Origin of the sequence: Bifidobacterium sp. B4111 (genome assembly GCF_026537235.1) — a bacterium.
Lineage (GTDB): Bacteria > Actinomycetota > Actinomycetes > Actinomycetales > Bifidobacteriaceae > Bombiscardovia.
In genome coordinates, this window is record NZ_JAFNMO010000001.1 from 511946 (window position 1) to 537085 (window position 25140).

The 25140-nt window shown below is 53.9% G+C and carries 21 protein-coding genes, 1 tRNA gene and 3 pseudogenes; 14 read left to right on the forward strand and 11 right to left on the reverse strand.

Translation table 11 applies throughout. The annotated features are described in order from the left end of the window. Window positions 1-3: 3 nt before the first annotated feature. The 3 genes from J3T93_RS02410 to J3T93_RS02420 all read left to right on the forward strand — a co-directional run bounded on the left by J3T93_RS02410 (window position 4) and on the right by J3T93_RS02420 (window position 1310). On the forward strand, window positions 4-324 hold the full coding sequence (locus J3T93_RS02410) for a hypothetical protein (RefSeq protein ID WP_267430396.1): 321 nt from the start codon (window positions 4-6) through the stop codon (window positions 322-324). Window positions 325-371: 47 nt separating this feature from the next. After that, window positions 372-1130 (forward strand): TlyA family RNA methyltransferase, encoded by a 759-nt coding sequence (locus tag J3T93_RS02415; protein ID WP_267430600.1) that lies wholly within the window; start codon window positions 372-374, stop codon window positions 1128-1130. 106 nt (window positions 1131-1236) lie between these two features. After that, a tRNA-Arg gene (locus J3T93_RS02420) sits at window positions 1237-1310 on the forward strand. Between the two features lie 93 nt (window positions 1311-1403). Here J3T93_RS02420 and J3T93_RS02425 read toward each other — a convergent pair. After that, a complete protein-coding gene (locus tag J3T93_RS02425) occupies window positions 1404-1781 on the reverse strand; it encodes a tyrosine-type recombinase/integrase (protein WP_267430397.1) in 378 nt (125 codons plus the stop codon). 47 nt (window positions 1782-1828) lie between these two features. Continuing rightward, a pseudogene (locus J3T93_RS10015) lies at window positions 1829-2125 on the reverse strand (tyrosine-type recombinase/integrase); the annotation flags it as partial. 371 nt (window positions 2126-2496) lie between these two features. Between J3T93_RS10015 and J3T93_RS02430 the strand changes: the two are divergent. The 6 genes from J3T93_RS02430 (at window position 2497) to J3T93_RS02455 (ending at window position 7584) form a co-directional block, all read left to right on the forward strand. Next, entirely contained in the window at window positions 2497-2709 is a 213-nt protein-coding gene (locus tag J3T93_RS02430) for a hypothetical protein (protein ID WP_267430398.1), read from the forward strand. Between the two features lie 86 nt (window positions 2710-2795). After that, the gene (locus J3T93_RS02435; protein ID WP_267430399.1) at window positions 2796-2960 is read left to right on the forward strand and encodes a hypothetical protein; all 165 of its coding nucleotides are present in this window, start codon (window positions 2796-2798) and stop codon (window positions 2958-2960) included. Between the two features lie 378 nt (window positions 2961-3338). Continuing rightward, a complete protein-coding gene (locus J3T93_RS02440; protein ID WP_267430400.1) occupies window positions 3339-3878 on the forward strand; it encodes a gluconokinase in 540 nt (179 codons plus the stop codon). Between the two features lie 192 nt (window positions 3879-4070). Beyond that, on the forward strand, window positions 4071-5168 hold the full coding sequence (locus J3T93_RS02445) for a Gfo/Idh/MocA family protein (protein ID WP_267430401.1): 1098 nt from the start codon (window positions 4071-4073) through the stop codon (window positions 5166-5168). 6 nt (window positions 5169-5174) lie between these two features. Continuing rightward, complete coding sequence (locus J3T93_RS02450; RefSeq protein ID WP_267430402.1) at window positions 5175-6053, forward strand: sugar phosphate isomerase/epimerase family protein; 879 nt, start codon at window positions 5175-5177, stop codon at window positions 6051-6053. 40 nt (window positions 6054-6093) lie between these two features. Continuing rightward, complete coding sequence (locus J3T93_RS02455) at window positions 6094-7584, forward strand: GntP family permease (RefSeq protein ID WP_267430403.1); 1491 nt, start codon at window positions 6094-6096, stop codon at window positions 7582-7584. A 127-nt stretch (window positions 7585-7711) separates the two neighbouring features. On the opposite strand, the gene J3T93_RS02460 is transcribed toward J3T93_RS02455, so the two are convergent. Both J3T93_RS02460 and J3T93_RS09940 read right to left on the reverse strand, forming a co-directional pair. Then, a complete protein-coding gene (locus tag J3T93_RS02460) occupies window positions 7712-8512 on the reverse strand; it encodes a FadR/GntR family transcriptional regulator (protein ID WP_267430404.1) in 801 nt (266 codons plus the stop codon). A 158-nt stretch (window positions 8513-8670) separates the two neighbouring features. After that, window positions 8671-9410 (reverse strand): annotated as a pseudogene (locus tag J3T93_RS09940) (SDR family oxidoreductase). A 2579-nt stretch (window positions 9411-11989) separates the two neighbouring features. Between J3T93_RS09940 and J3T93_RS02475 the strand changes: the two are divergent. Together J3T93_RS02475 and J3T93_RS02480 are read left to right on the forward strand one after the other, a co-directional pair. Continuing rightward, on the forward strand, window positions 11990-12169 hold the full coding sequence (locus tag J3T93_RS02475; protein WP_267430406.1) for a hypothetical protein: 180 nt from the start codon (window positions 11990-11992) through the stop codon (window positions 12167-12169). Window positions 12170-12335: 166 nt separating this feature from the next. After that, on the forward strand, window positions 12336-13001 hold the full coding sequence (locus tag J3T93_RS02480; RefSeq protein ID WP_267430407.1) for a helix-turn-helix transcriptional regulator: 666 nt from the start codon (window positions 12336-12338) through the stop codon (window positions 12999-13001). A 97-nt stretch (window positions 13002-13098) separates the two neighbouring features. Here J3T93_RS02480 and J3T93_RS02485 read toward each other — a convergent pair whose 3' ends face one another. Continuing rightward, window positions 13099-13569 carry a hypothetical protein gene (locus tag J3T93_RS02485; protein WP_267430408.1) on the reverse strand — a complete coding sequence of 157 codons (471 nt, stop codon included), beginning with the start codon at window positions 13567-13569 and terminating at the stop codon, window positions 13099-13101. A gap of 905 nt (window positions 13570-14474) precedes the next feature. On the opposite strand from J3T93_RS02485, the gene J3T93_RS02490 reads away from it, so the two are divergent. After that, entirely contained in the window at window positions 14475-15827 is a 1353-nt protein-coding gene (locus J3T93_RS02490) for a PolC-type DNA polymerase III (RefSeq protein ID WP_267430409.1), read from the forward strand. 234 nt (window positions 15828-16061) lie between these two features. Further along, a complete protein-coding gene (locus tag J3T93_RS02495; RefSeq protein WP_267430410.1) occupies window positions 16062-16829 on the forward strand; it encodes a TIGR00730 family Rossman fold protein in 768 nt (255 codons plus the stop codon). A 19-nt stretch (window positions 16830-16848) separates the two neighbouring features. Here J3T93_RS02495 and J3T93_RS02500 read toward each other — a convergent pair whose 3' ends face one another. The 3 genes from J3T93_RS02500 to J3T93_RS02510 form a co-directional block, all read right to left on the reverse strand. After that, window positions 16849-17526, reverse strand: coding sequence for an O-methyltransferase (locus tag J3T93_RS02500; RefSeq protein WP_267430411.1), 678 nt, complete (start codon window positions 17524-17526; stop codon window positions 16849-16851). A 73-nt stretch (window positions 17527-17599) separates the two neighbouring features. Continuing rightward, window positions 17600-18775, reverse strand: coding sequence for a succinate dehydrogenase/fumarate reductase iron-sulfur subunit (locus tag J3T93_RS02505; protein ID WP_416378812.1), 1176 nt, complete (start codon window positions 18773-18775; stop codon window positions 17600-17602). Between the two features lie 142 nt (window positions 18776-18917). After that, window positions 18918-20819 (reverse strand): FAD-dependent oxidoreductase, encoded by a 1902-nt coding sequence (locus tag J3T93_RS02510; protein ID WP_267430412.1) that lies wholly within the window; start codon window positions 20817-20819, stop codon window positions 18918-18920. A gap of 78 nt (window positions 20820-20897) precedes the next feature. Here J3T93_RS02510 and J3T93_RS02515 point away from each other — a divergent pair, with 78 nt between their 5' ends. Continuing rightward, complete coding sequence (locus tag J3T93_RS02515) at window positions 20898-21284, forward strand: MGMT family protein (protein ID WP_267430605.1); 387 nt, start codon at window positions 20898-20900, stop codon at window positions 21282-21284. Between the two features lie 484 nt (window positions 21285-21768). Here the strand turns inward: J3T93_RS02515 and J3T93_RS09945 are convergent. From J3T93_RS09945 to J3T93_RS02530, 3 genes and pseudogenes are all read right to left on the reverse strand, one after another. Next, window positions 21769-22788, reverse strand: a pseudogene (locus J3T93_RS09945) (DNA-processing protein DprA); the annotation flags it as partial. Between the two features lies 1 nt (window position 22789). After that, complete coding sequence (locus J3T93_RS02525; RefSeq protein WP_267399748.1) at window positions 22790-24376, reverse strand: YifB family Mg chelatase-like AAA ATPase; 1587 nt, start codon at window positions 24374-24376, stop codon at window positions 22790-22792. Further along, a complete protein-coding gene (locus J3T93_RS02530) occupies window positions 24376-24894 on the reverse strand; it encodes a YraN family protein (RefSeq protein ID WP_267399749.1) in 519 nt (172 codons plus the stop codon). Before J3T93_RS02530 ends, J3T93_RS02525 begins: the two co-directional genes overlap by 1 nt. Between the last annotated feature and the right edge of the window lie 246 nt (window positions 24895-25140).

A 25140-nucleotide genomic window follows, 5' to 3' on the forward strand; every position in this document is an offset into this window, starting at 1 on the left:
CTCATGTCGGAAGAGGTCAAATCAGGACAGCTTGGAGCGAGTGGATCTTCGCAAGATTCCAATGACTACAGGCTGTCTGAGCAGTCCGGCCAGACCGAGCAGCCTGTTGAGTCTGAGGATTCTGGAGGGTCCTCACAGGCAGAAGACGAGAATACAACTGCGTCAGTACCTCAAGAGCCCATGGATAAGCAAGCCATGGCCCCCCTTTTGGAGCGTTTCCCTGATTTGGCGAAATTGGACGATCTGGATGATGCCCAACAGGTTGAGATGCTCGGCAAGGTGCTGGCCGGGCTTCAGCAGGATCTGAATCGGGAGGGCAAGTGAACGATGAGGATACGGTTGTCAGCGCTGGGGATGGTCGCCGAAGAACCGTGGCTCTTGCCCGCGACCGACTTGACCGTATCCTGCCTGCACAGGGGCTGACGAATTCGCGGGCCAGAGCCCAGGCGCTGATTCGTCAAGGCCGGGTTACGGTCAATGATCATCCGGCATCAAGGCCTGCTCAGAGTGTCCAGCCAGGCGATGTGATTTTTCTGGACCCGGGCGGTGACTATGCCTCCCGTGGAGCACTGAAGCTGGAGGGTGCCCTGACGACTTTTGCGGCGCAGGGGATGCCCGATCCGCAGGACAGGCTCTGCCTCGATATCGGGGCGTCTACGGGTGGTTTCACTGATGTTCTGCTCAGGCATGGTGCCAAGCGGGTTATAGCCCTTGATGTGGGCCACGGACAGTTGTTGGGTCGGATTGCTGCTGATCCTAGGGTGGTTGACATGAGCGGTGTCAACATACGCGAAGTTCAGCCGGGCGACCTGCCGTATCGCCCGGAATACGTGGTCTCTGATGTGTCCTTCATCTCGCTGACTTACGTCATTCCCGTCCTCCCTGCCTTGCTGGCACCTATTGCTAACTGCTTGTTGCTGGTCAAGCCCCAGTTTGAGGTCGGACGTAGCCTGCTGGGCCATCATGGCATTGTGACGGACGAGGACCGCAGGCAAGAGGCTCTGGAGCGCGTCTTAGCCTGTGCACGTGAGCATGGATTTGTTGTCCGAGCTACCACCCCATCGCCCATAAGAGGAGCTCATGGCAACGTGGAATATCTGCTTTGGCTGTCTTGGTCACAGTCGGCCTGAAGCCTGCAGTTCCCCACCTCCTGCGCGACACACCAGACTGGACAGAATCCAAAGTTGCGGTAGTATAAATGAGTTGTCAAAAACGAGTTCCTCGTCAAGATGATATGCGCCAGTAGCCCAACGGATTAGAGCAGCTGACTACGGATCAGCAGGTTGCAGGTTCGAATCCTGTCTGGCGCACAAGAAACCCTTGGAAACATTAGCTTCCAGGGGTTATTTAATATCAGGATCATTCCCTTTCAGACACGATTAGACACGACGGGCGAAAATGCTTTAGTTCAGTTGCCTGTCTCGCTGTTGTTCCATGATCTCGGCCACTTCATCCAGACGGTCAGGCCAGAGCGACGCATACACATTCAGGGTTATGCTGGCGTCGGCATGACCCAAGGCGTTCTGGACTGTTTTCACGTCTGCCCCTGCAGCGATGGATAGAGATGCGAAAGTGTGGCGGAGACTATGTATTGTGAGCCCAGGTATCTCAAGTCCGCTCCCGGCCACCGCTTTCACACAGATGCGGTTATACCAGTTCTTTATGTTGATGTGTTCTCCGCGTTTGGGGCGGAAAACGAAGGCTTCGGATGGTTTCCCTGAGCAGAGCCTTTTGAGGGGGAAGACGAGGAAACGGGAATCGCAACCCGCCTGCGTTCCCACGTTTTCGGAGATCCTAGAACCGGTTTGCCTTTGTCGTCTTCCGTCCAGGTTCGTAGGACGCTGACTCGCCGCTTCTCGAAGTCCATACCTGAGACTTTCAGTGCTGTTGCCTCGCTGATTCGCAGACCCACATATGCGAGGAATCGAATCAGGGTGCCGGACATGGTTGGATCAATCTTGTCTGCTTCCTCTGCCAGGTCTTCTACTTCCGCATAGGTCAGATATATCTTTTCGACTGTGACCTGCTTGCGAGGGAGTTTGATTCCTGACAGTAGGTCGATGGTAAGCCACCGGCGTTTAGGGGCTGCCGCATATCGGAGCACGCTGCCGAAAGTAACTTCCACTATGCTGTGAATGCTGTTGGGCGACAGTGGCTTGGGTTTGTGGGTGGTTCTAAATTCGCAAGGGGCTTCGCCTTTGTTGGGATCCTCGATTCCAGGTGTTTATGTCCGTCTCCGCTGTGGCGTTCACTGCACGTTGCCGCATCGTAGAAGCACATACTTCTTCTGTTCGCCGACGATATCGATTGATGCTTGATGCCTTCAGTTTATGCTTCGAACTCAGCTAGTCCTTGGTTGCCTCCCTGAAAATAATTCTTCTGAGTGTGTCCGGTACGTACTTGCCGCTTCTCAAATCCCCTCCGACTGCATCCCTGATGATTAGGCATCATTCAGCTTGGGGATATGCATCTTTGGGTACGATCTTCAATACCTTCATGCCTTTTTACCAGGTGGTGGTGGCAGCGTTCGGGGACAGAGATGTCACGGTGGTGCTGTCGGTTGGCCGTGATTTCGACCAGGCCAAGTTGGGCCGGGTTCCTCAGAATATATTCATCCACCAGTCTGTAGACCAGCTGGCTGTCCTTGAGAGGGCTGACCTGTTCATCACGCATGGCGGCATGAGCAGCGTGAACGAGGTTCTTTACTAAACGGTGTCCATGGCGGTGGTTCCTATGGCCGACGATAGCCGACAGTAGGGGCGAGAATCGCTGAGCTAGGGCTGGGAACGGTCCTGGTGAGCTACAGGAAGGTCAACGGACAGACGCTGGAGCGTGCAGCCTTGATTCTGGCAGACAAACATATCGCCGACAATGTCAACATGATCAGCAAGGATATGCGAAAGTCCGGCGGCAACCAGCAAATAGTTAAGGATCTGGACCACATCCTCAACCAAACCTGACCAACCCAGTACTCCGTGCGAAAAAAGATAGGACTAACATCCCCACGAGGAAACCTCTGTGCCTGCTTAACATATCAACCATTTCCGCAAAAGAGGCAGGGAAGTGTTGATCCGGCATTTAGGAGCTGGTGAAGTTCGTTCGAACAGATAAGAGTAAAAGCACATTGAACAACGAGAAGTTTTTTTATCCAAAATAGCTTGGTCCTAGCAATTATACCGATCTTCTGATTGCCTGCATGAATTTATTGCCTCACAAATGTGATGATTTCATATTCTTAAATACTATCTGTATTCTATATAATCGTCTTTTTGACATATTCGTATGACGTATGTAATCTCTTAATTATTAAAGGCGATTGCAAGGACGCAAGGAGAAAAATGGTTGTACACGTTGTCATCATGGGTGTTGCAGGTTGCGGTAAGACCACGACAGGTGAGGCGGTGAGCAATCGATTAGGCTTTGTCATGGCAGAAGGTGATGATTTTCATTCGCAAGCCAACATTGAGAAAATGAGTCGTGGCATTCCACTCACGGATGAGGATCGTTGGCCTTGGTTGAGGGCCATCAATCGGTGGATGATTCGTTGCGATACTCAAGGAAAATCAACTGTGGTCTCCTGCTCGGCTCTCAAGCGTGCCTACCGTGACATTCTTCGAAATGACGTTCCGGTGCTTTTTGTGCATTTGTCAGGATCTTCGCAGCTGATAGCCGACAGGCTCGCCAAACGGAGTGGCCATTATATGCCTGCTTCCTTGCTACCCAGTCAATTTGCTGACCTGGAACCATTGGAGGCTGATGAACCGGGCAGCACAGTATCAATTGACGGTACAGCGGATGAGGTTGCAGACCAGGTCGTTGATGTCATTGATGAATACCGTCGTGTATCGGAAGGAACTGATGCAGATCGGAAACATTGAAACTTGTGATGTGAACGTGACCTCATTTATGGCGCCCTCCGGGGGTGGGTACTGCCAAGTAAATGAAGTTCAAATAATACGACATCTTTAGAGAAAGGAAAACAAAGTAATCAAAATGATGTAGACATGGTGGAGTCCACGGATCATGTCCATAAAAAGTATTGCCTATATACTCTGACAAGGGAGTCGATAATGACTACATTAAGAACAGCTATCATCGGTTGCGGCAAAGTCGCCGACTTTCATGCTAAGGCCTTCGTAAACCTGCCTGATTCGCAATTCGTGGCAGTGTATGATCGCAATCTTCAAAGAGCCCAGAAATTCGCCGAACCGTACAATGTTCACGCCTATGATGACATCAAGGATATGATCAGCAAAGAGCATATAGATGTTGTCAGCATCTGTACACCCCATCCGGCCCATGCGGCGCCGGCGATTGAAGCTATGAAGGCCGGTGCGCATATTCTCGTTGAAAAACCGATGGCCTCGTCTTTGGAGGATTGTGATGCCATGTTGGCTATGGCTGAACAGGAGCACAAGAAAGTCGGAGTAATCTCGCAGCGTAGATTCTATAGACCATGTATGCGCATTAAGCAGGCGATTGATGCAGGGAAGATCGGCAAACCAGTGCTTGGCGCGGTTCGTATGCTTGGATGGAGAGACAAGCCATACTACGACAGCGATCCATGGCGGGGAACTTGGGATGGCGAAGGTGGCGGTGTTCTGGTGAACCAAGCTCCGCACCAACTTGATCTGCTGCTTTGGTACATGGGTGAGGTTGATGAGGTTTATGGCGTTTGGCGCAATTTCAATCACCCTTATATTGAGGTAGAGGACACAGCCGTCGCCGTGATCAAGTTTAAAAACGGTGCTTTGGGAAATGTTGTAGTCAGCAATTCCCAAAATCCCGCGTTGTACGGCAAGGTGCACGTGTATGGCGACAACGGCGCAGGGGTCGGCGTGCAGACCGATGGGGGAGCAATGTTCATCGCTGGAATGTCAACGATCACTGAACCCCCGTACAACGATTTATGGACCGTTGAAGACGAGGCCGATAAATTGGAATCTTGGAAAAAAGAGGACAGCGACTTCTTCAATGGCGTGGATTCGATGCACTATTATCATCAGCTGCAGGTCGAGGACTTCCTGAAGGCTGTCATCGAAGACAGCAAGCCTTTAGTCGATGGATATGAAGGACGTCGAACGGTCGAGCTGTTTACCGCCATCTACCAGAGCACCAAGGACGATGCTGTCATCAAGTTTCCACTGCATACCAGTCAGGATCGGTGATCGGTTATGAAACTTGGATTTAACGAAGCAACTTCTAGAGATTGTTCTGATTTATCAACCGATTTGAAATTATGCGAACGTGCAGGTTTTGATTCCATTGAAATCCGTTTGGACATGCTCAGGAACTACATGAAGGATCACGACCTTGATGAGTTATCAGATTTCTTCGCTACGAGCCATCTGAAGCCCCACGCAATGAATGCCCTCTATCTGTATGAGAAGCTATTCGCGCAAGACGATGATCCTGCCGAGCGAGAAACCGCCATGGACGATTTCAATCTGGCCTGCCGTGCAGCCCAGCACATCGGTTCCAGATATCTGATCGTGGTGGTGCCTCTGCATAGAAAGCCGGACGTTGAAGGCCCTTATGATGCGCCGTGGCCAGAAGTATTCTCCAACTGCGTTCGAATTCTGATGACCCTAGGGCAGATGGCTGCGCCATTCAAGGTGAATCTGTGCCTGGAGTTGGTTGGACATGAATACAGCGCTGTAAGGACGGTAGAACGGGCTTGGGATATTGTCAAAGCAGTCGATATGAGCAATGTCGGCCTTTGCTTTGATGCATGCAACCTCTATCTTTATCATCATCTTCAGGATTTTTCTGTAATGGAGTTGGTGAATCCGGAGAAGATCTTTGACGTGCACATCAATGACGCGGATGATTCTCCCATGCAAGGATTGATGCAATCCAACAGGGTCTTCTGCGGAGAAGGAAATATAGATCTGATGGACTTCCTTCGTGTGCTTCAACGCCTTGATTACCAGGGCAATGTGTCCATCGAAACATTCCGGCCCGAGTATTGGAGTTGTTCGCCGCAGTGGGTGGTGGATAATGCCTATCAGTCCACTAGATCAATGATGCAGAAGGCAGGTATCGTCTTCTAGCAACAACAGCTAACGATGCGGTGAGCAGGGAAATGCGACTATGCCGTCGATTGCTGACCGCATCTTTAGAGGGGACAAGAACGTCAACATACCAGGAGGTACACCGTTGACACCGACAATTTTTCTTATAGTTTTGGTGCTAGCAGTCGCACTGCTTGTCTACACCACCATCAAGCTGAAGATTCATCCGGTCATTTCCCTGTTCGTCATAGCCGTAATACTGGGTTTGGTGCTCGGCGGCTCTCTTGGCGACACTATGGACAAGATCAATAAATACTTCGGATCCACTCTAGCGGGCATCGCCATTGTCATCATCTTCGGCGCCATTATCGCCATGGGTATCCAGGACACTGGTGCAGCCACAAAAATTACTAATTTCTTCATACGAATCTTCCGAGGCAAGCACCTTGAGCTTGCGCCATCCTCTGCTGCTTTCGTAATGACGTTGGCAGTGTTTGGAAATATTTCCGAGGTCCTGACCGCGCCGATTTCTGCCATCATAGCCAAGCGCAAGAAGATCACCATGGCGCTGATTGCGCCTCTGGTCTGTTTGGGATTGACACTGACCCACGGACTTGTTCCGACACATCCGGGGATTCTAGCAGTGAGCATCATGTTCAAGGCCAACATCGGCAAGGTGATGGTATGGGGCATCATCATCAGTTTCATCGCTTTCGTTGCCTCTTATCTCATCAGCAGACCCTTCTTGGGCAGAGAATACATCGCGCCAAATCCTGAATTCGCGGATGGCTATGAGGAGGCGCCGGAAAACGCCCCGCTCGATCAGCTCTACATCAAGGAAGAAGGCACTCCTTCGACCTTCTGGTCTTTCATGCCTCTGATTGTGCCGCTGGTTCTGATAGCTGCCGGATCCTTGGGAACACTTGGCGTGAAGAAAGGCAGCACAGCATATGCAGTTTTCAATTCCCTGGGCAACACCACATTTGCCCTTTTCGTAGGGGTCGTCCTGGTTGCACTGCTGGTTGTCGGACGCAAGAACAAGGTGCTCGCCAGCGCTCGCAAAAGCGATGCATCCTTGTCCGACAAGTCTTCTGCCTTGGAGATCACTATGAACAGCTGGGTGGGTCGTGCCATGAAGACCGCCATCGACCCATTGATCATGATTGGCATGGGAGGAGCCTTGGGCGGAATCCTTCAAGATAATGCCATGGTCAAGCAACTAGGCTCCATGATTGTCAACCTCAGCGTTCCTGCGGTTACCATTCCCTTTGTGCTGGCGGCGGTGATGATGGGAGCCACAGGTTCGATGACCATAGCAGTCATGATCTCTGCGTCACTGGTCAACCCTATGATGGGCGCTTTGGGGTTGTCTCCGGTCGTCGCAACTCTTGCTATCGGCTGCGGCTCCATGGTATTCTGGCACGTCAATTGCAGCGGCTTCTGGATGATGACTTCGCTGTTCAATCTCAATACCAAACAGGGTCTCAAGTATCTGACCACACTGAATGCCTTGGGGGGAATCATCGGTTTCGCTGTGCTTTGCGGAGCTAGCGCCCTGGGTTGGGTCTGATTAGCCATTCTGGAATCTCGAATACCCAACGGGTCATTATCTGGTGCGGGCTAACCTGCATAAACAGGTGCCTGCACCTGTTTATGCCATAATTGCAATTTTTCATTCATTTGCAGAATTTCAAGGCTCAGGACTGTTCAGTTGTAGTCCGTACTTCGTCGACGATCCGAGTCATGGCCTCTCTAGCAAGGTCAGGTTCTCCCTTCCATATCGCTTCTGCCACCTGATCATGCGCCTCCAAAGCTTCCGTTCTGGGTTTGGCTGGGTACATGCCCAGTTCGACCCTGCTGGAGAGCATGGTGTTGACCAGCGGTGAAAGCGAGGCGAATAACTCATTGCCGCTGTATTTGAGAATTTCATCGTGAAATCGGATATCGAGCTGGTGAAATTCCTCTAAATTTCCGGATGTCCCGTCTTTGTGCATTTTCATTGCTAAAACCGGCATCAAGGCACGAACTTCAATCGGAGCTCTTCGCGCGGTGTCTTCTGCAGCTATCGGTTCTACTGCCAAACGTAGTTCAGTTAGGGAAAGCAGCTGTTCCTTACGATGAGAGGAATGTAATTTCCAACGCATGACTTGGGTGTCTAATGAATTCCATTGATCAAGGCTCTTGGCAATGAGCCCCACCCTTTTTCTAATATTCACAGCTTGCACGGATTGCAACGTTTGCGCTGTTTCTCTGGCTATAGTCCGGGACACCGAAAAACGTTGCTGTATGTCTGCCAGGGTAATGCTCGTTGTAGGCGGCCAACGTCCTTCGATGATGTCAATGGCAAGCAGCTCCGCAATATGAGTAGCATTGGGCCTAACGGATTTTTCGGTGTCGCAGTGGCTGGATGCTCCGCTGCGGGACTTTTGCGAAGCACTCAGTGTTTTGCCGCTTCCCGTTCTTGTCGGTGACGTTTCGAGACTGCTGGTAGTGCTCATACTTTACAGATTATCAATACCATATGGCCAAAGAGGGTTCCTTCTGGAAGTTTGGATAGACGCAGGAACGGTATGCCGCAATAGATGCCCGGCCGTCCAGCATTTCATCATAATCCGGGCGGCCGTTGCTCAGAGTACTCTGAAGCGCAGCATTCTTGTCATTGCGCCGTATAGCCACCATCAACAACAAACTCGGATCCAGTGGAGAAGGAAGAATCATCACTGGTGAGATATAGGGCCATGTTGGCTATTTCACGGGTTGAACCCAGCCGACCCATGGGGTGCAGTTTCTCGAGATCGCCACGCATCTGGGGATAGGCATCGACCATGCGAGTGCGGGCGTATCCGGGATGAATGGAGTTGATCCGGATTGGGTATCTATGCTGAGCGCAATAGAGGGCGGCCGACTTGGTCAGCAGTCGTACCGCGCCTTTGGCGGCGTTGTATGCGTACAGATTGGCTATGCCAATCAATCCTGTAATAGAGCACATATTAATAATGGAGCCGCCATGCTCCTTATGTGCGCAATAGCATGTTTGACGCCCAGCATGACCCCATCCCAAATCTACAGATAGGATTTTATGCCACTCGTCCATTGCAATATGCTCAGCGTCTTCAAAGAAGAGGATGCCCGCATTATTTACCAGTACATGGCTTCGCCAAACTTGTCGCGTGTGGCACTGAAGACAGGCTCCCAGCTGTCCTCCTTTGCGACATCTTGAGCTACGAGAACTGCCTTGTCCCTGCCTATGGCGTCTATGGCCTTCTGTCCACCTTGCTCATCCAGATCGGCGATGACCACCTTGGCTCCCTCCTGCACGAGCAGTTGTGCAGTTGACAGACCGGAGCCCTTGGCTCCTCCTGTAATGATTGCCGCTTTACCTGTCAATCGTGCCATAGTTGACCTCTTTGTCCATGACACCTTCTTTTATTCATGCTACTCGTGTGGCCTATAGCTGGATGGCGCTTCTATCATGCAAGCTTTAGCTGGATAAAGCGAGTCTGTCGGATTTGGACTTGACGGAGTATTGCTCATAAGGTAGATATAGGAAGAATCCCCCGTAGTTGTTAGGTCTCTATGCAAGGGCCCTTGGATTGCTAGGGCAGACGCCAAGGTTGTGCTGTTTCCATCTGTAAGGTGGTAAACGATAGGACCGACAGTAACTCCTAACTATAAATCCCCCCTCCTCCTCCTCTAGAATCCCACCTGTGCAACATTGCGCAAGTATTCTTATAGCCCAGGTATGAGCCCTTCATCGCGGGAATGGGTAGTATGCAAATCTAGTCCAGAGGAGAGTGTGTCAAAATTACGTATACAGAATCAAACTTTTCTGTCAGTTCAGCATATGCGTATCCCCTTGTTTTTGAGAAAACAAATAGAAATTATCATTGGATAATTTGTTTTTCAAATACGTTGAAATTCAGTAACGAAAAGCACGGACATTACCAATTATAGATATTGACTATCTTTTTGCAATCTGAAAAGATATCAAGACAAATATCGAGTAGAACTCTATCGTTTTCGTTGAACTCGGGAAAGGCGTTGAGCTTGCGCACAATCAGAGTACAGCGATTCAGTTCAAATAAGTCTAGGACACTCTGAGCAGAAATATTAGGAAATATGTTAACGCTTATCACTTCAGCCTAGTTTGCGAGCAATGACATGAAGGACGCGGGTGATAAGAGCTAAATCCCATCTGGAACCACCCAATATAGTTTCGAAACACAACCTGCTTTTATAGCAAAATATAGCCAGTTAGAAATATCTATAGAATCCTCATATTGGTATACGTCCCATACAAGGGTTCGCACTCCTTCTCGATTTCATGGCCCTCGTATGATATCGTTCCTGTCTTGTAAAAAGTAGGTCCGGTTCGCAGGCGTCAAGGATCTCCACTCGTCGAATGCCGGTCAGCAGCCGGGACCACATGTGTCTTCCAACGGAGTTGCCAGATGAGGACGCCGCAGCGCACAGCATCGATTCCATTTCGGACATGCTAAAAGTGGTCTTTTCTCCGACGATCTTCTTGTACTGAGCATCCGTGCTTCGAGGAATGGGTATCTTTACAGCTGTGTTGGACGGGATGATCCAGTTTCTTATTGGCATTATGGAAGACAGAGTGGAGCATCGACCTCAGCTATTTCTTTAGGTTGATGCCTGCGTCTCCGAGTATTCGCCCCTTACAGTCATGAGATTCGGCTGTGTCCAGTATGCGCGTAATAACATCAGGGATGAACTTCACCAGCCGCTTGTCCTGATAGTCTGCGAGGTGGCTTTGCAGGACGTTGATATGCAGTCTGTAGGTCTTTGGAACCGCTATCTCTCTTTTCTTTCCCAAGAAGACGGGTGGGGGGGGGATTATGAATCTAACGTGGCTGTCTTGTTCGCTTCCACCCCGTCTTTCTCTCCTTGCCTCGTTGCATCAGGTGCGGGCTTTCTCTGCGACGGATCCCGATTTGTCTGCGGTGAAGGTCTTCTTTCGCCGCCGCCCGTCCGGATAGTACCCTAGGTATATTTGCTGCTTCTACTGTATCTTGCTTTTGATGACGGGTTACTGTCCCTGTCTTTGTTCGTTTAGGCGGCCTTGTACTCGAAAGGTATCCCGGCTTCGATAGCTCTTTTGCGCTTCAGCTTCTGCCTTCCAAATTTTCTGTGACATTTGGGTGAAAACATCAGACCTTCGGTTGTGTATTAGTCGTGTATTTATGGTGTAAAATCGTTGATTTTCTGGCAATCTGTCAGGATAGTTCCTTATCTGCTTTTATTGCGCTGCTGATCCGTAGTCAGCAGGTGGCAGTTTTGAACCCTGTCTGGTGCACGAGAAGTTAATAGTTCCAGAGCTTCAAGGCTGGGGCCATTCTTGTTTTCAGAGTCGGGCATATTACTTATACGGGATTCCCCTTCGGACTGACTCTGGCCGCATAGTATTGCGGCAGATAAGAGTCGCTACATTCTCGGGCCGGTATCTGGTCAGGAGTCCTATGTGCAAGTATGGAAGCTCGATTTTCTGCGTTTTCCATACGTTCAGTGTGTGTTCATCTGTACCGGTAGGATCTCGGCAATCTCTACGGATGCCAGCGGCTTTGTTCGGCGGCGTAGCCATTTTCACTTTCATTGGTTCTCATGACTCGATTTGGCTTTGATATATAACCGGCACGGGGGACTGGGAAGACGCACTGAGATGGTCGTTAGGTCTTCGTCAGATATGTGGACAGGATTGGTTCTATATCGTTTTTCGATGTTCCATCTCGTATTCGGGTCCCATTTTGTTGGGCATCTCGTTATCCACTTCGAAGTAGCCGTTAAATTCCCATCAGCTCCATAGTCAATTCCTGGCAGTTCTGAGCTCTTGTATTATATTTTCTGAAGTCATTGTCATGGCGTGATATATAAGCCACTTACCCGATCTGCTCTCTATTGAGTCGCTTTGGTAGATGGCTACCATTTCCAAGAGACGGCCTTTAGAATCCATGCCTATGGCTATTGAAGGAACGGATCTGTCGATTCTTGCCACGGAGATCATGCCCGATTTCCAGGACAATACTCAGGGATTGGCGTGGGCAATTGGCGGCGAGTGTGCTTGGCGCGGCGTTGATAACCCGTCTGAGGTGCTTCTCCAGCCTGCACTTTGGTTGAGCCATGCTGATAATCCTTAAAAAATGAGGGTGTCAAAGACTTTTGGCAGGGGAATTTTTGGTGGGCGAGGGTTGGGTTGATAGCTTGAGGGTGTCGGACTTGCGCAGGTCACGATGATGCAACCACATAGTTATTAACCAACAATCAGTCAGCGAACGATGGTCAGGGAAAGCGAGTGGCAGGGGTATGGAACTGGGCAATCAGATTCGCCGGTATCGCTCGGAGCGGGGCATGTCCCAGGATGATCTTGCGGGGAAGATATTTGTGTCCCGCCAGACCATATCCAACTGGGAGAACGACCGTACCTACCCGGACGTGCAGAACCTGCTCCTCCTGTCCAACCTCTTCGATGTGACCATAGACCAGCTGATCAAAGGAGACCTCGACATCATGGATAAGAGCATTGATTCGGAAACCAAAAACCTTCGCCGACTCGGTTTGGTCTGTGGAATTCTCACGGTCTTCATGTTTTTGACCCTTATCGTCGGATTTACTTTCTATTTGAAGTTGAATAAGTCAGATGTGATTCTGTATGCTATGCTTGCCTTGGCTCTGATAACGGGCATTTTGGATATTATAGCTGCCGCGTACATCGAGCAGATTAAAGCCCGCAATCATGTGCAGACCTATCGGGAGATCAAGGCCTTTCTGTCGGGCGAGGAAGTGGACCGCAGTAAACGAACCCGCTTTGAACGAAAGTGGGTCATACCCGGAAATCGATACTACAGCCAGGCGTTTAAGTCCCATCCGATTGTGGGGCCGGTCATCAATTTCTGTGTGACTTCTGCCGTTGGATTCTCTCTGGGTGCAGGTATCATCTGGACTCTAATTCATATCTTTGGCATGATCTGACCTGCATAGGGAAAGCAGATCGCACCTAAGAAATACGCTTTTGTATGACATTTCTTGGGTAGAAGTTGAGGGGGGGGGGCTATACAGATATTTTTTTTTACTGCTTCTTGAGGTGAACGGTGGTTGTGGTGCCCATCGCGCTGGCCTTGTAGGTGATTTCACCGTTTTCATACGTGAAATCTTTGGTGTCGTCCTGTGAGGCGAGCAAGCTCTGCGACATTTTGTCCTTGTTTCCCTGGCTGGTCCAAGAGTAGCCGCCAGCGGTGGTTGGCGGGGTGAAGCTGCCGGACCAATATAGGCTGGTGGTGTCGGGGCTCACCCAATTGATTTCTATACTATCAGCGGTCACCGTTGCCTGCTGGTAGTGGTCTTTATCGGAACCGTTTGTCTGCTTCCATGTCCCTGTTAGATCGGCCGGTTGTGGGGCTTTGTTCGTTTTCTTCGGCTCCCCTTGTGAACTGGTCGTTTGCTTTCCTGCATCCGAGCTTGTTGAAGAATTTCCTCCGCAGGATGACAAGCCTATCAACATGACTATCGCGGCAACTGGAGCCGCGATGCCCTTGCGCATTTGCGCTTCCTCTCGTCCTCAGTGAACGGCAATAGAATATCATGCAGACCTAAGTGAGATTGAAGTCGGCATTCATATCAGCCCCCCTGTAGGTCACAGAGATGACAGGTTTACGATGCTAATCGAATGCTGTGGAAAACAGCCCCAAGTTTGGAAACAATTCGTTAGCGTTGCTTTTGTGCATAGCTCCTGTGGACAAATATTCGATTCGATTGATAAATTGCAGAATAGGGTTCTCTTGCTTGAAAGTTTGAGCGTGATTCGTCCTTATACTTTTTAGAGTCAATGTGCTGTCAATCTGTCAGTTATTTGAAGAGCAGACGATGTTGTTGATTAGATGCTTGAATGGGAAAGTCATCAGACGATAGATCGAGTCTTTTTTATCAAAGAGGTGTTTGCGCGGCAGGATTGATATGTCTGCTGTGACATTAAAGTTAAGCCTATTTACCTTAAAGCCCTACCGTTTTCAGGGCGCTTGCCGCTTACTGGGTCAGAATATACGAAAAGTACTGTATTCAGTATGTTTAAGGTTTGATGCAGAGTCACCCCGCATTATATATTTCCCCCCACATCTTCTGCTGCAGAAGTTATAGCGGGCAGGGAAGCAATGGGAATGTTCAAGAATTTGTTTCAAAGGTAAGTTTGTTTTCAGCAGTCATAGCAAAGACATATAAGCGACGCATCAGTTACTGCCGGTCGATGTTCAGTATCGTTTTGCCGAGTTACTTGATTATGGCATGTTGTAAGTGAGCGAACTTATGCAGAAAGCGATATATTCACACTGGACCTTGCATGAGTCATGCTCTTCGTTCCCTGCAAAGGTGTCCGTTGATGTTTACACGCACTGATAGAGGGAATCCGAATAATGTTGATGGGTTTCCAGGCTGCGGTGTAGCTTATCAAGCGTGAGGAAAAGGAAGAATGACAAGGGCACGTTGCTGGGTATTGTCATTCTTGCAGTGCTTGGTGTGATCATCATGCATCCGGTGATCTCAGGAATCAGTATTGCGGTTATCATTCTGTTGGTAGTGCTGTATGCGATGGCGCATAAACAGAAGACTAAAGACCTCGGAAATGAGCATATAAGCCCAACCGCTAAGAAAAGGCATGGTCCGAGAGGAAAACATGCAAAACGGCCCGCTGACGAGCTAGTTCCTTTGAACGATAATGCGAAACCTGCCGACAACGATGACGGCTTGCCTGTGGATTATGTGGTGCTTGATACCGAGACGACGGGTCTGCGTGCACAGATGGATCAGATCATCGAGATCGGGGCAGTGAAGGTTCGCGGCCGGAGCATTGTCGACAGTTTTGATACCTTGGTCAATCCCGGCAGGAGTTTGGACAGCAGGATTGTCGAATTGACCGGCATTACTGATGCCATGCTGGAGGGTCAACCGAAAATCGGCGATGTGTTGCCTTTGTTCTGGTCCTGGGTAGGAGACGGCCCTGTTGTAGGTCATAATTTGCGTTTCGATATGAGGTTTTTCGAAGCTGAGAGTGCACGAGTCGGGTACACCATGCCCGGCCCAGTGTGCATGGATACCTTGCAAATGAGCCGAGCTTTGTTTCCGCAGGAGAAGCACCATCGGCTGCAGGATCTTATTCGCAGATTCGGCATCGCAGAGAACGAGGAGCATCGTGCATTGTCTGACGCCGCGCAGACGCAGGAGTGCTTTGAATGGATGCGCCGGTATATGAGCGGACTAGGCGGTGGGTTCACTACTGTTCTCAATGCGTCAACTTCTTCAGCCAGTGCTTCTATGGTATTGAAGCAGCCTAGGCAGTCCCGGCGTTTCAGGGGGAAGGGTGTGCATCGCCCATGCAATCAGCGTCCCGATGGTCAGTGCATCGTAGAGGGTATAGATAAGTGGCAGACCGTTGGTGTGTCGGGTGCGGCAAAGCATCAGGACCTGTTTTACCGATTCTCCACCAGTGACGAGGTCTGGGTGAGATTGCTGCATGGATTCATCAAAACAGGTAAGTACAAAGGCTGGCCGACAATCCAAGTCTGGCTTGACGGAGAATATGCGGGATGCCTCACCGTATTGCAGACATCACGCCATTACCGTCAGGTTCCGCCTGAAGGCGGCGTATCGTACGCACATTTCGGCGCTAGGACTAAAAGGGGAACCTGCCAGTTGCGGGTCTCATTTCCCTATGCCCATGCCGAGATAGAATTGAGCCAATTCGCGCAAACAGCTTCACTGAAGGAAGTTGATATGACTGGTTCGGCGCAGATGAAGTTTGAGATGTAGCCAAATATTCAGATCTGCCTTGATAGTTATCCAACAGAACCGTAAAGCAAAGAAGCAAGAAACTTGGCTCAATAGTTCGTATTCCGGGTGAGCTCTGCCTAGGCAGACAGCATTCTGAATAGTCGAGTGCCGATGGCTACCTTGCCGCCAGCCGGGCGGCGGGGGCCGCTATCATGAGAGCCGGAACAGGATCGAGCGGGTCCTTCGGATCGGGGCCCGATGAAGGAATGCGGTATGGCGGATATGGTTGACGATCACAATGACGATGAGGGCCCGGACCTGGGCAGGACTTACCACAGCGGTCCGGTAATCATGCGCGGGCCCATGATTCCTGAGGCGGACGCCAACGCTGGTTTGCTTTCATCGGGCGGTGATACGGACTGGTTGCATATGGATCCCTGGCGGGTGCTGCGCATCCAGGCTGAGTTCATCGACGGGTTCGGCGCGCTGGCTGAGCTGGGGCCGGCGGCTGCGATCTTTGGATCAGCCCGGACCGGCAGGGATGATTCCGCTTATGCTGCTGCACGAAAGATGGGCGGCGACCTGGCCAAGGCCGGTATGGCGGTCATTACCGGGGGAGGGCCTGGCATCATGGAAGCGGCCAACAAGGGCGCGGCGGAGGTTGGCGGCAAGTCCGTCGGCCTGGGCATCGAATTGCCCATGGAGCAGGGGCTGAACCGCTGGGTGAATCTGGGCATCACCTTCCGCTACTTCTTCGTACGCAAGATGATGTTCATGAAATACTCCTCGGGCATCATCGTCTGTCCTGGCGGGTTCGGCACCCTGGACGAGATGTTCGAGGTGCTGACCCTGGTCCAAACCCATAAGGCGCCCAGTATGCCCATCGTCCTCTTCGACAGGGCCTATTGGCGGGGACTCTTCGACTGGATCTCGGACACGCTGAAGCAGAGGGGGATGATTTCTGAGCTGGACCCTGATCTGGTCATCCGCACTGATGATCCTGATGAGGCTGTCCAGGCCATCCTTCGTCACCGTGTCTGAATAAGCAGGCGGGTAGTAGTCAGCGGGCGCGGGTGGCCATGATCATGCCCGTGCCGATGGGCAACAGGCAGGATTCCCAAGCATTGTCTTTGCTTATGGCCTCCATGATGGTCCGTAAGGCGGTCGTTTTGGCGGACCTGTTGGCCGGGTTGAGCACACCGCCCTTGTCGGGGTCCTCAAGCAGGTCGAAGGCATCAGTGAAAATCAGCTGTCCCCGTTCCTTGAGCAGGCGCGGAGCCTGGTCCATGACCTGCTGGTAGTTGTCCCCATTGCCTGAGACGACGATAAGGTCGTAGTCGCTGGGGTTGAGCCTGGGGAAGTAGGTCTTGGCAGCCGCGTTGACCGCCCGCAGCCTCATGCCTGCATGGACTTTCTCCATGCCAGCGAATATTTTTTTGACCAGCGAGGTGCCTTGGGCTGTGGAGTCAACGGCGGTGAACTGACCATGACCGTGCAGGCCCGTCATCAGGCGCAGGGCTTCGACTACAGAGCCGTTGCCTACCAGGATAATGGATGCCGGAGCGTTCCGGCCGGCCAGGAACTGCAGGAAGGCGCCTTGAGACCGGGAACATTGGGCGAATCCGGCCTCTGTAGCCTTGTCTCGCAAGGTCTGCAACTTGTCGGATTCGACGTTCAGAGCGCTTGCCTCGGCGAATTCCCATCCTCTGGCGACGTTGTTGTACGAGGTTTTGTCCATGCTAACCATGGTAACGACTAGAGGGCACAAGCCTGTCGCCGGCTCTTGTTGCCCTGTGTGGGCATGAGTCTGGCTACTCCTTGACGGCTTCGACCAGCTTCCACATCTCTTCGCCCACGTCGATCCCTCGGGGGCAGGGTCGGGTGCAGGCCCGTATGGACTGGCAAGCCTGGATCCCGTCCACCTGGTCAATGGCTTCAAGACGTTCCTGCCGATGGCTGTCGCGGGAATCGTTGATGAATCGAGCCGCTGCGATCATGGCTGCCGGTCCGGCGAAGGCCTCACCGCCCGCATAAATGGGGCAGGCCCCCTGGCAGAGTCCGCAGGCGATGCAGGTGCTGAGTAGCTCATACCGGGCCAGCTCTTCCGGAGTTTGCTTGTATTCAGACGCTGGTTCTGTGTTGGCTGCTTTTGCCTTGGCTAACGGGTCTAGCTGAGAATCATGGGTTTGCCGTTGATCAGATTCTCGATGACTCTGGCCGCTATCGGCAGAGGGATCATCATGGAGCAGATAAGGCTTGAAACGTCGAATCTGTTCAAACATGGCATCGGTGTCCACTATCAGGTCTCTGAGTGGGGTAAAGCCGGGAAGCGGACGAATCTCTACAACTGAGGTTTCTGCATAGTCTGGAGTTTTTGTAAGGCCTGTAGCCTCTATAGGGACTGAAGGGTCTGTAGGGTCTGAAGCTTCCGAATGATTTGTAGCGCTGGGTTCTGTGTCCGAATTCGAATGCGCAGCCGACGAGGATACGCCAGTTACGGCGGCTGCCGTACCAGTGCGACGGAAGACTGAAGGCTGTTGGACCTGTGGATTTCCAGCAGCCACGCCGGGTGAGGCGTATGCGTTCAGCATGGTCTTGGATGCAGACAGGCAGTCGGCGATGGTGGCTGCGCAGAGCAGGTCCGGACGTCCGTTGATGAGCACGGCATCCGACCCGCACATGCCATGCCCACAGGAGTACCGGAAGTTCAGTGTAGGATCCGCCTCTCGTTTGATCTGCAGAAGGGCATCCAGAACGGTATGCTGCGGGGCAATGCGAATTGTGTACTCCTGCGTCCAACGGCGACCTCGAGCCCGTCGACTGCCCGCTGCGGCGAAAGGATTGCTTTTGGCAAAGGGATTGATTCGCGCCGGACGCTCTGATTGAGGTCGTGGGGTAAACCGGGCTATTCGGAAAGTTACCGGACGGGGATCGCTGTCCGATGCGGATGCCTTGGATCCGTCTGATTCCGTGGACTGTGATGTCACAGTTGCTCCTGTCCTTGCTCGGGATATGGCCCGATGCCCATTGATATGCGCGGACTCCATCCTAATCCCTGACTGACCTGAATAGGTCTCGATTAGGTGCTCGTCTGACGAGTTTGGGTTCAGAGTCCATAATCGGAGTCCATCAGTAGTTGCGGCCCTTGGGAGGCATGTCGACGATATGAACAGGCTGCCAGGAGACGTCTTCCTTAGCATCGATCATGGTGTGAGCCAGATAGTGTTCGTCATCGCGCTGCGGATAATCGCTGCGATACAGGGCGCCACGGGATTCCTGACGCTGTAGGCTGGCATTCAACACAGCCCGGGCCAATGTCAGCAGGTTGTCCACCTCCATGATGGCGGTGACTTCCTGGTTGAGTACTGCTGTCTCACTGTGCGCATGTAGCTGTTTTGCATCAGTTTCCAGTTGATCCAGACCGCGCAAACCCTTTTCAATGCTGCCCTGATCGCATCGGACGGCAACGGCCTCCTCCATCAGCCGTCCCAGTCGGCCCATCAGTGCATAAGGGTTGTTCAGTGTGGCATCGTCATCGGAGTCGGAGGCTTCGTCTTGGTCGTCAGCCAATGCTGGTTCCGAGGATTCGCCGTTGCTTGCGCCAGCCAGCAACTCGTCCAGGAAGGCCTGACGCTTTTGCAGAGCTTGTGTGAGCGGAGACGTGTCGGTCGTGTCGTTTGGCTCATCGGCTTTGGTCATGGCGGCGGCGATGGTCTGCCCGGTCCTGGTGCCAAAGAGGCAGGCGTCCAGCAGGGAGTTGCCGCCCAGTCGGTTGGCCCCATGAACGCTGACACAGGAGCATTCCCCGGCAGCGAACAGTCCGTCGACGATTCGACGGTGGCCATTCTGCCAACGATAGACGCGGCCACGATCGGTAATGGGAATGCCTCCCATGGTGTAGTGGGCGGTGGGTTTGACCGGAACCATGTCCACAGTGGGATCCAGGTGGGCGTAGCGATGGATGGTCTCGGTGACCTGGGGGAGCAGGGCAGTCATGCGTTGGCCATCAATACCGGTCATATCCAGCCAGACGCAATCATGAGGTCCGTCCGGGTCCGATGGATCGGCCACCCCGCGACCTGCATCAATCTCGGCCATGATGGAACGGCTGACCACATCCCTGGCTGCCAGGTCGCCGTGTCCCGGCGCGTAGTCCTGCATGAAGGCCCGGCCTTGACTGTTCCGGAGCACGCCGCCTTCTGCACGGGAGGCCTCCGACAGCAGGATGCCGGTGTGGCCCAGGCCGGTGGGATGGAATTGGATGAACTCCACATCCTCCAGCTGCAGGCCGGCCTGCAGGGCGAGCGCCATGCCGTCACCGGTCAGATCCCAGGAGTTGGAGGTCGTATGGAAGAGTCGGCCCGCCCCACCCGTGCACAGGACGATATTGTCGGCTTGGATAGCTTGCAGCTTGCCGGCGTGGGTGTCCAGGACGATCAGTCCACGGGCATGGCCGCCGGTTTCCTCATCAGCAGGCGGATCCACGACCAGATCGGTCACATACCATTCCTCAGCGAACTCGACTCCCAGACGCAGACACTGCTGCCAAAGAGCGTGCAGGATCTGGTGGCCGATACGGTCGGCTGCATAGGCTGCTCTCCGGACTGGGTGGCCACCATAATCGGCGGTATGGCCGCCAAACTTCCGCTGGGCGATGTGCCTGTCTTCAGTCCTTGAGAAGGCCACCCCGTCATGCTCCAGTTCGATGATGATGCCCGGGGCCTGCTCGGCCAGAATCCGCACGGCATCCTGGTCAGCCAGCCAGTCGCTGCCCTTGATGGTGTCGTAGTAATGCCAATGCCAGTCATCCTTCTCCTGATTGCCCAGACTGGCCGCGATGCCACCCTCTGCTGAGCCGGTGTGGGACCGCAGGGGCTGCAACTTGGAGACGACTAGGACCTTTGGCGACGAATCGTTCCTATTTCCGTCGCTCTCCAGAGCCCTGTACAGTCCCAGAGCGGTTGACAACCCGGCCGCTCCGGCTCCGACGATGACGGCATCATAGCGGCTTCTGACCTTCTGCGGATTCATACCATTGATACTGTCACAACCCGTTGATAGTGGTGGCCCTTCCGGCTCATGTCTGCTTACGCGGGCAGAATAGATCTTATGACCGAACTTTCCTTCTCCCAGCAGGTGTATCAGGTCGTCAGGCGGATCCCTCGCGGCAAGGTAGCCACCTACGGTCAGGTCGCCTCCCTGACTGATCACCCACGCAACGCCAGGTTCGTGGGTTATGCACTTCATGACAACCCCGAACCCGGGGTGATTCCCTGTCATCGCGTGGTCTTCCGCGATGGTTCTCTGGCGCCAGGATTCGCCTTTGGCGGTCCTGAACGTCAGCGTCAGCTGCTGGAGGATGAGGGCGTTCATTTTGTTCCCCCCGTAGTGACGAGTCGGCTGGTGCAGATGGCTGGGTGGTGGATTTGGACCGCTGCCGCTGGCAGGCCTGATTCTTCGGGTGCTCAGCTACGACGCATCCGTCCTTCAGGCTGATCAGACCACGAATCTCTAGGGATCCCAGCAGTTGCATCAGATGCCTGACGGAGAGCTCACGTCCTTGATTCGCCAGCTCAGCGCGAAGCTGTCCCGTCATGGGCGGACCTTCCCGACGCTGGTAGGTGCGGATAGCCGCCAGCACGGTTGCCTCTTCTTTGGTTAGAGACTCGTCATCTGCTTTTTTGCCTTCACTGTCAGTCCCCGAATTTGATGACTGGGTTGAAGGTTCGTCTCTATCGGTCGGGGATTGTTTAAGCACGGTTGGGCCCGGTTGGCCGCCGTTTATGGTCTGGTCCCGATGATCCGAACCAACCGTCGGTGTGCGTCGCGCGTTCTGCCTGTTCGTTTGATTACCGCGTGATTCGGCGGTATTGACTGAAGCGGAGGCTTCTTGACGGACGGACTTGCCGGGGTGAACCGGTCCATGGGCAGGGTGGCAAATGTCTCGGATGTCGGATGCAGACAGGAGTAGCTCCGCCTTGCCCTCATGGATGAGCCGGTTGCAGCCGGTGTTTTCCGGTTGATCGATTCTGCCAGGAGCGGCCAGTACGCGACGACCCAATTCGACGCCCCAGTTGGCTGTGTTCAACGCGCCTGATCTGTGCCGTGCCTGTGCCACCACAATATCGGAGGCTAGGGCGGCGATGATCCGGTTGCGCAGCAGGAAACGACGCGCCTCGGGGATGGTTCCGGGCGGCAGTTCGCTGATCAGTGCGCCGCCATCTGCCTCGATGTTTTCGAACAGACGGCTGTTGCGCTTGGGACCCATATGCAGCAAGCCTCCGGCAAAAACGGCGACCGTGCGTCCGCCGCCAGCGGCCAGGGCTCCCCAGTGAGCGGCGGCATCCGTACCCATGGCCCCACCGGAGACGACCAGATGGCCTTCGCCGGCGGCCTTCCTGGCTAACTGGTGAGCAGTGGACCGACCATACTCGTCACATGTCCTTGACCCGACCACGGCCAAGGGTCGGTCACAGCAGATCAATGTTTCGGGATTGCCTTGCCCCCACAGGCAGAGGGGAGGGGCCCAATCGGAGCGGCGTGCCAGGTCATCCACCTGGCCTGGCCAGCAGGGATCGCTTGGGGTCATCACCCAGAATCGGCCTCCGCCAGTCATCATGGTCCGCACCTGGTCGGTGTCCATGGCAAGCAAGGGTGTCAGGCGTCTCCGCCAGGAGTTGCTGATCTTGTGGAACCGAGTGAGGTCCTCGGGGCTCGTTTGTCGTCCCCACCGGGCCGTCCCCTTCAGAAAGCGTTCATCCAGTCTCGTGCGAGCAGCATCATGATGGCTGTCAGTCCCTGCTTGGTTTGGCGCTCTTAGCTCGATCAGATTTCGACAAAGATCGGCCGCCTGGTCCGAGCCCAACAGACAAGCAATCATAAAAGCATCGGGACCATCTGCCGCTAGAGTCAGCACGGTTCTGGCAAGCCAGTCGCTTTCGACCATGGTCATCGGTTGCGGCTGGTCGTCAAGCATGGTCTTTATCATGGGTTGGGCCATCTCAGACGGCCCTTGTTCTGAGCAGAATGCCGGTGGTCACATCGTCGGCACCGGGGCTGGTCCGCCCGTCCAGGTCTGCCAGAGTCCACGCCAGGCGCATGGTCCGGTCGGCACCTCGCAGACTGATCCGCTGCCTGCGCAGGGCCTGATCAACGACCGAACGTGCCTTGGCTGATGTGTTCTGACGCAGCCATTCGCCGCTGATCTGAGCGTTGCAGGTCCAACCTTGCTTGCGAAAACGCTCTTTTGCCGTCTGGCGGGCGTGGGTCACACGCTGGCGGATCTGAGCGCTGTGCTGGCGTGGACGGTGGTCGTCGAATCCCGGGTCGGTCACCGGGGGGACCGTGGTCTGGATGTCGATGCGGTCCATGATTGGTCCGGAAAGCCTGTTCCAGTAGCGGAGGCGTTCGCGGGGCGTGCAGGTGCAGCGCTCGCCGGTGCCGTATCCGTACCCGCAAGGGCAGGGGTTGGCAGCCATGACCAGCTGGAAACGAGCCGGGAAGGTGGTGCTGCCCTTGGCCCGGGACAGGAAGATTCGCCCGATCTCCAGGGGCTCGCGCAGGGATTGGATCACCCTTGGGGAGAATTCCGGAGCCTCATCCATGAAGAGGACGCCGCGGTGGGCACGAGTGATGGCTCCTGGGGTGGCCAGTCCGGCGCCACCTCCGACCATGGCCGCCATGGAGATCGTATGATGAGGAGCCTCGAAGGGTGGCACATCGGAGATCCCATACTGGCTCAGCGTGCCGCACAGGGATCGAATGGAGGCCACCTCCAGCTGTTGAACAGCATCCAAGGCGGGCATGATGCTGGGAAGCCGTTCAGCCAGCATGCTTTTACCGGCTCCTGGAGGGCCGACCATGAGCATGTGGTGACCGCCGGCTGCAGCCACCATCATGGCCCACTTGGTCTCCTCCTGCCCAATCACGTCAGCCATGTCCGGCTTGGGCGGAGATGGGTCGGCATTGGCGGGGGAGTTGTCTTCATGCTGCCCGATTCTGGGATGCGCCTTCGCTATGGCGGTCGACTTGTCGGTGTCTAGGTGGCTGTCAAGCTCAGGAACGGCGATCCTGCCTCGCCCGCCCAAGGTTTGAATGAGCTGGCCCAGGTGGCGTAGTCCCACGACCTCGATATCGGGTACCAGATGAGCCTCGTCCAGGTTGTCTGCGGGGACGAAAGCCCGTGTGATCCCCTGGGCTCTGGCCTGCGTCAGGATGGGGAGCAGACCGTTGATCGGCAGAATCGTGCCATCCAGGTTGAGTTCGCCCAGGATGACCGTATGATCCAGGCCTTCCGTCGGCAGTGCCCCGCCGGCTTCGAGGACACTGGTCGCAATGGCCAGGTCGTGCGAGGAGCCATGCTTGGGCTTTGAAGCTGGGGACATGTTGACGGTGACCCTGGTCTGCGGCCACCGGAATCCGCAGGCCGAGCAGGCGGATTTGACCCGTTCCCTTGATTCCGACAGGGAGGCATCCGGTAGGCCGATGATGGAGAAGTAGGGCAGCCCTGGGGAGATGAAGGACTGTACGTGAATCAGAAAGGCCTTGAGGCCTATCAATCCCACGGATTCAGCGGATCCAAGACGCATCAGAAGGCCTCCCTGGTGTGCCTGAGGAAGACTGATCCCGGATTCCATCCACCCTTGCCCGAACAATTGGATCCTGTGGCGGCCTTGGCGGATGCCTGACTGGAAGCCAGGGGATAGGGGTTCTCGGAATGCATGCTTCTGCCGGGGTCTGACTTGACTGACAGGCTGATGACATCGAAACGGGTGCCACGATGCCGTGCGCTGGGAACTCGGTCATGGCTGATCAGCCATTGGACTGCGGCGCGACGAAGATGGGTCTGTTTGCGCGGGCCGACAGCCTGTTCTGGGGATCCGAACCGACCGGTGCGTCTGGTTTTGACCTCAACGAATACCAGAATTGATTCGGGATCCAGGGCGATGATGTCCAGCTCGCCGAACCGGCTTCTCCAATTCCGGGCTAGAATCTTCCAGTTGCGTTGCCGCAGCCACTGGCAGGCGTAGTCTTCGCCCAAACGTCCGAGTTCTCGGCTGCTTACGCCCCTGGCCCTGATCTGTCGCTCAACATCTGCCAGCTCCATGTCGATGGATTCATGGTTGCTCGTATTTAACCTTGTTCTTCCAGGCGGCGTGGTTTCTGGATTGTCGGCGGACCTGGTGGTAGCAGGCAAAGCGCTTATGGGCTGCGCGACCGTTGAGTCTGGAATCTTAATATCGGCGTCAGTGCTGCCAACCCGGTCGTTGAAAACTGTGAGGAGATTACTTGGTCTAGTCAGTGCTTGTGTGTCCATGTTTCAAGGAGACCACTGGAGGGAAGTCGGTGACTA

What these genes read in the sequence shown, in the direction of transcription:
- J3T93_RS02410 (WP_267430396.1), top strand. Translation starts at nt 4, where the DNA reads ATGTCGGAAGAGGTCAAATCAGGACAGCTTGGAGCGAGTGGATCTTCG.
- J3T93_RS02430 (WP_267430398.1), top strand. Translation starts at nt 2,497, where the DNA reads ATGCCTTTTTACCAGGTGGTGGTGGCAGCGTTCGGGGACAGAGATGTC.
- J3T93_RS02440 (WP_267430400.1), top strand. Translation starts at nt 3,339, where the DNA reads ATGGTTGTACACGTTGTCATCATGGGTGTTGCAGGTTGCGGTAAGACC.
- J3T93_RS02445 (WP_267430401.1), top strand. Translation starts at nt 4,071, where the DNA reads ATGACTACATTAAGAACAGCTATCATCGGTTGCGGCAAAGTCGCCGAC.
- J3T93_RS02450 (WP_267430402.1), top strand. Translation starts at nt 5,175, where the DNA reads ATGAAACTTGGATTTAACGAAGCAACTTCTAGAGATTGTTCTGATTTA.
- J3T93_RS02455 (WP_267430403.1), top strand. Translation starts at nt 6,094, where the DNA reads ATGCCGTCGATTGCTGACCGCATCTTTAGAGGGGACAAGAACGTCAAC.
- J3T93_RS02460 (WP_267430404.1), bottom strand. Translation starts at nt 8,512, where the DNA reads ATGAGCACTACCAGCAGTCTCGAAACGTCACCGACAAGAACGGGAAGC.
- J3T93_RS02475 (WP_267430406.1), top strand. Translation starts at nt 11,990, where the DNA reads ATGGCTATTGAAGGAACGGATCTGTCGATTCTTGCCACGGAGATCATG.
- J3T93_RS02480 (WP_267430407.1), top strand. Translation starts at nt 12,336, where the DNA reads ATGGAACTGGGCAATCAGATTCGCCGGTATCGCTCGGAGCGGGGCATG.
- J3T93_RS02485 (WP_267430408.1), bottom strand. Translation starts at nt 13,569, where the DNA reads ATGCGCAAGGGCATCGCGGCTCCAGTTGCCGCGATAGTCATGTTGATA.
- J3T93_RS02495 (WP_267430410.1), top strand. Translation starts at nt 16,062, where the DNA reads ATGGCGGATATGGTTGACGATCACAATGACGATGAGGGCCCGGACCTG.
- J3T93_RS02500 (WP_267430411.1), bottom strand. Translation starts at nt 17,526, where the DNA reads ATGGACAAAACCTCGTACAACAACGTCGCCAGAGGATGGGAATTCGCC.
- J3T93_RS02510 (WP_267430412.1), bottom strand. Translation starts at nt 20,819, where the DNA reads ATGAATCCGCAGAAGGTCAGAAGCCGCTATGATGCCGTCATCGTCGGA.
- J3T93_RS02515 (WP_267430605.1), top strand. Translation starts at nt 20,898, where the DNA reads ATGACCGAACTTTCCTTCTCCCAGCAGGTGTATCAGGTCGTCAGGCGG.
- J3T93_RS02525 (WP_267399748.1), bottom strand. Translation starts at nt 24,376, where the DNA reads ATGCGTCTTGGATCCGCTGAATCCGTGGGATTGATAGGCCTCAAGGCC.
- J3T93_RS02530 (WP_267399749.1), bottom strand. Translation starts at nt 24,894, where the DNA reads ATGGAGCTGGCAGATGTTGAGCGACAGATCAGGGCCAGGGGCGTAAGC.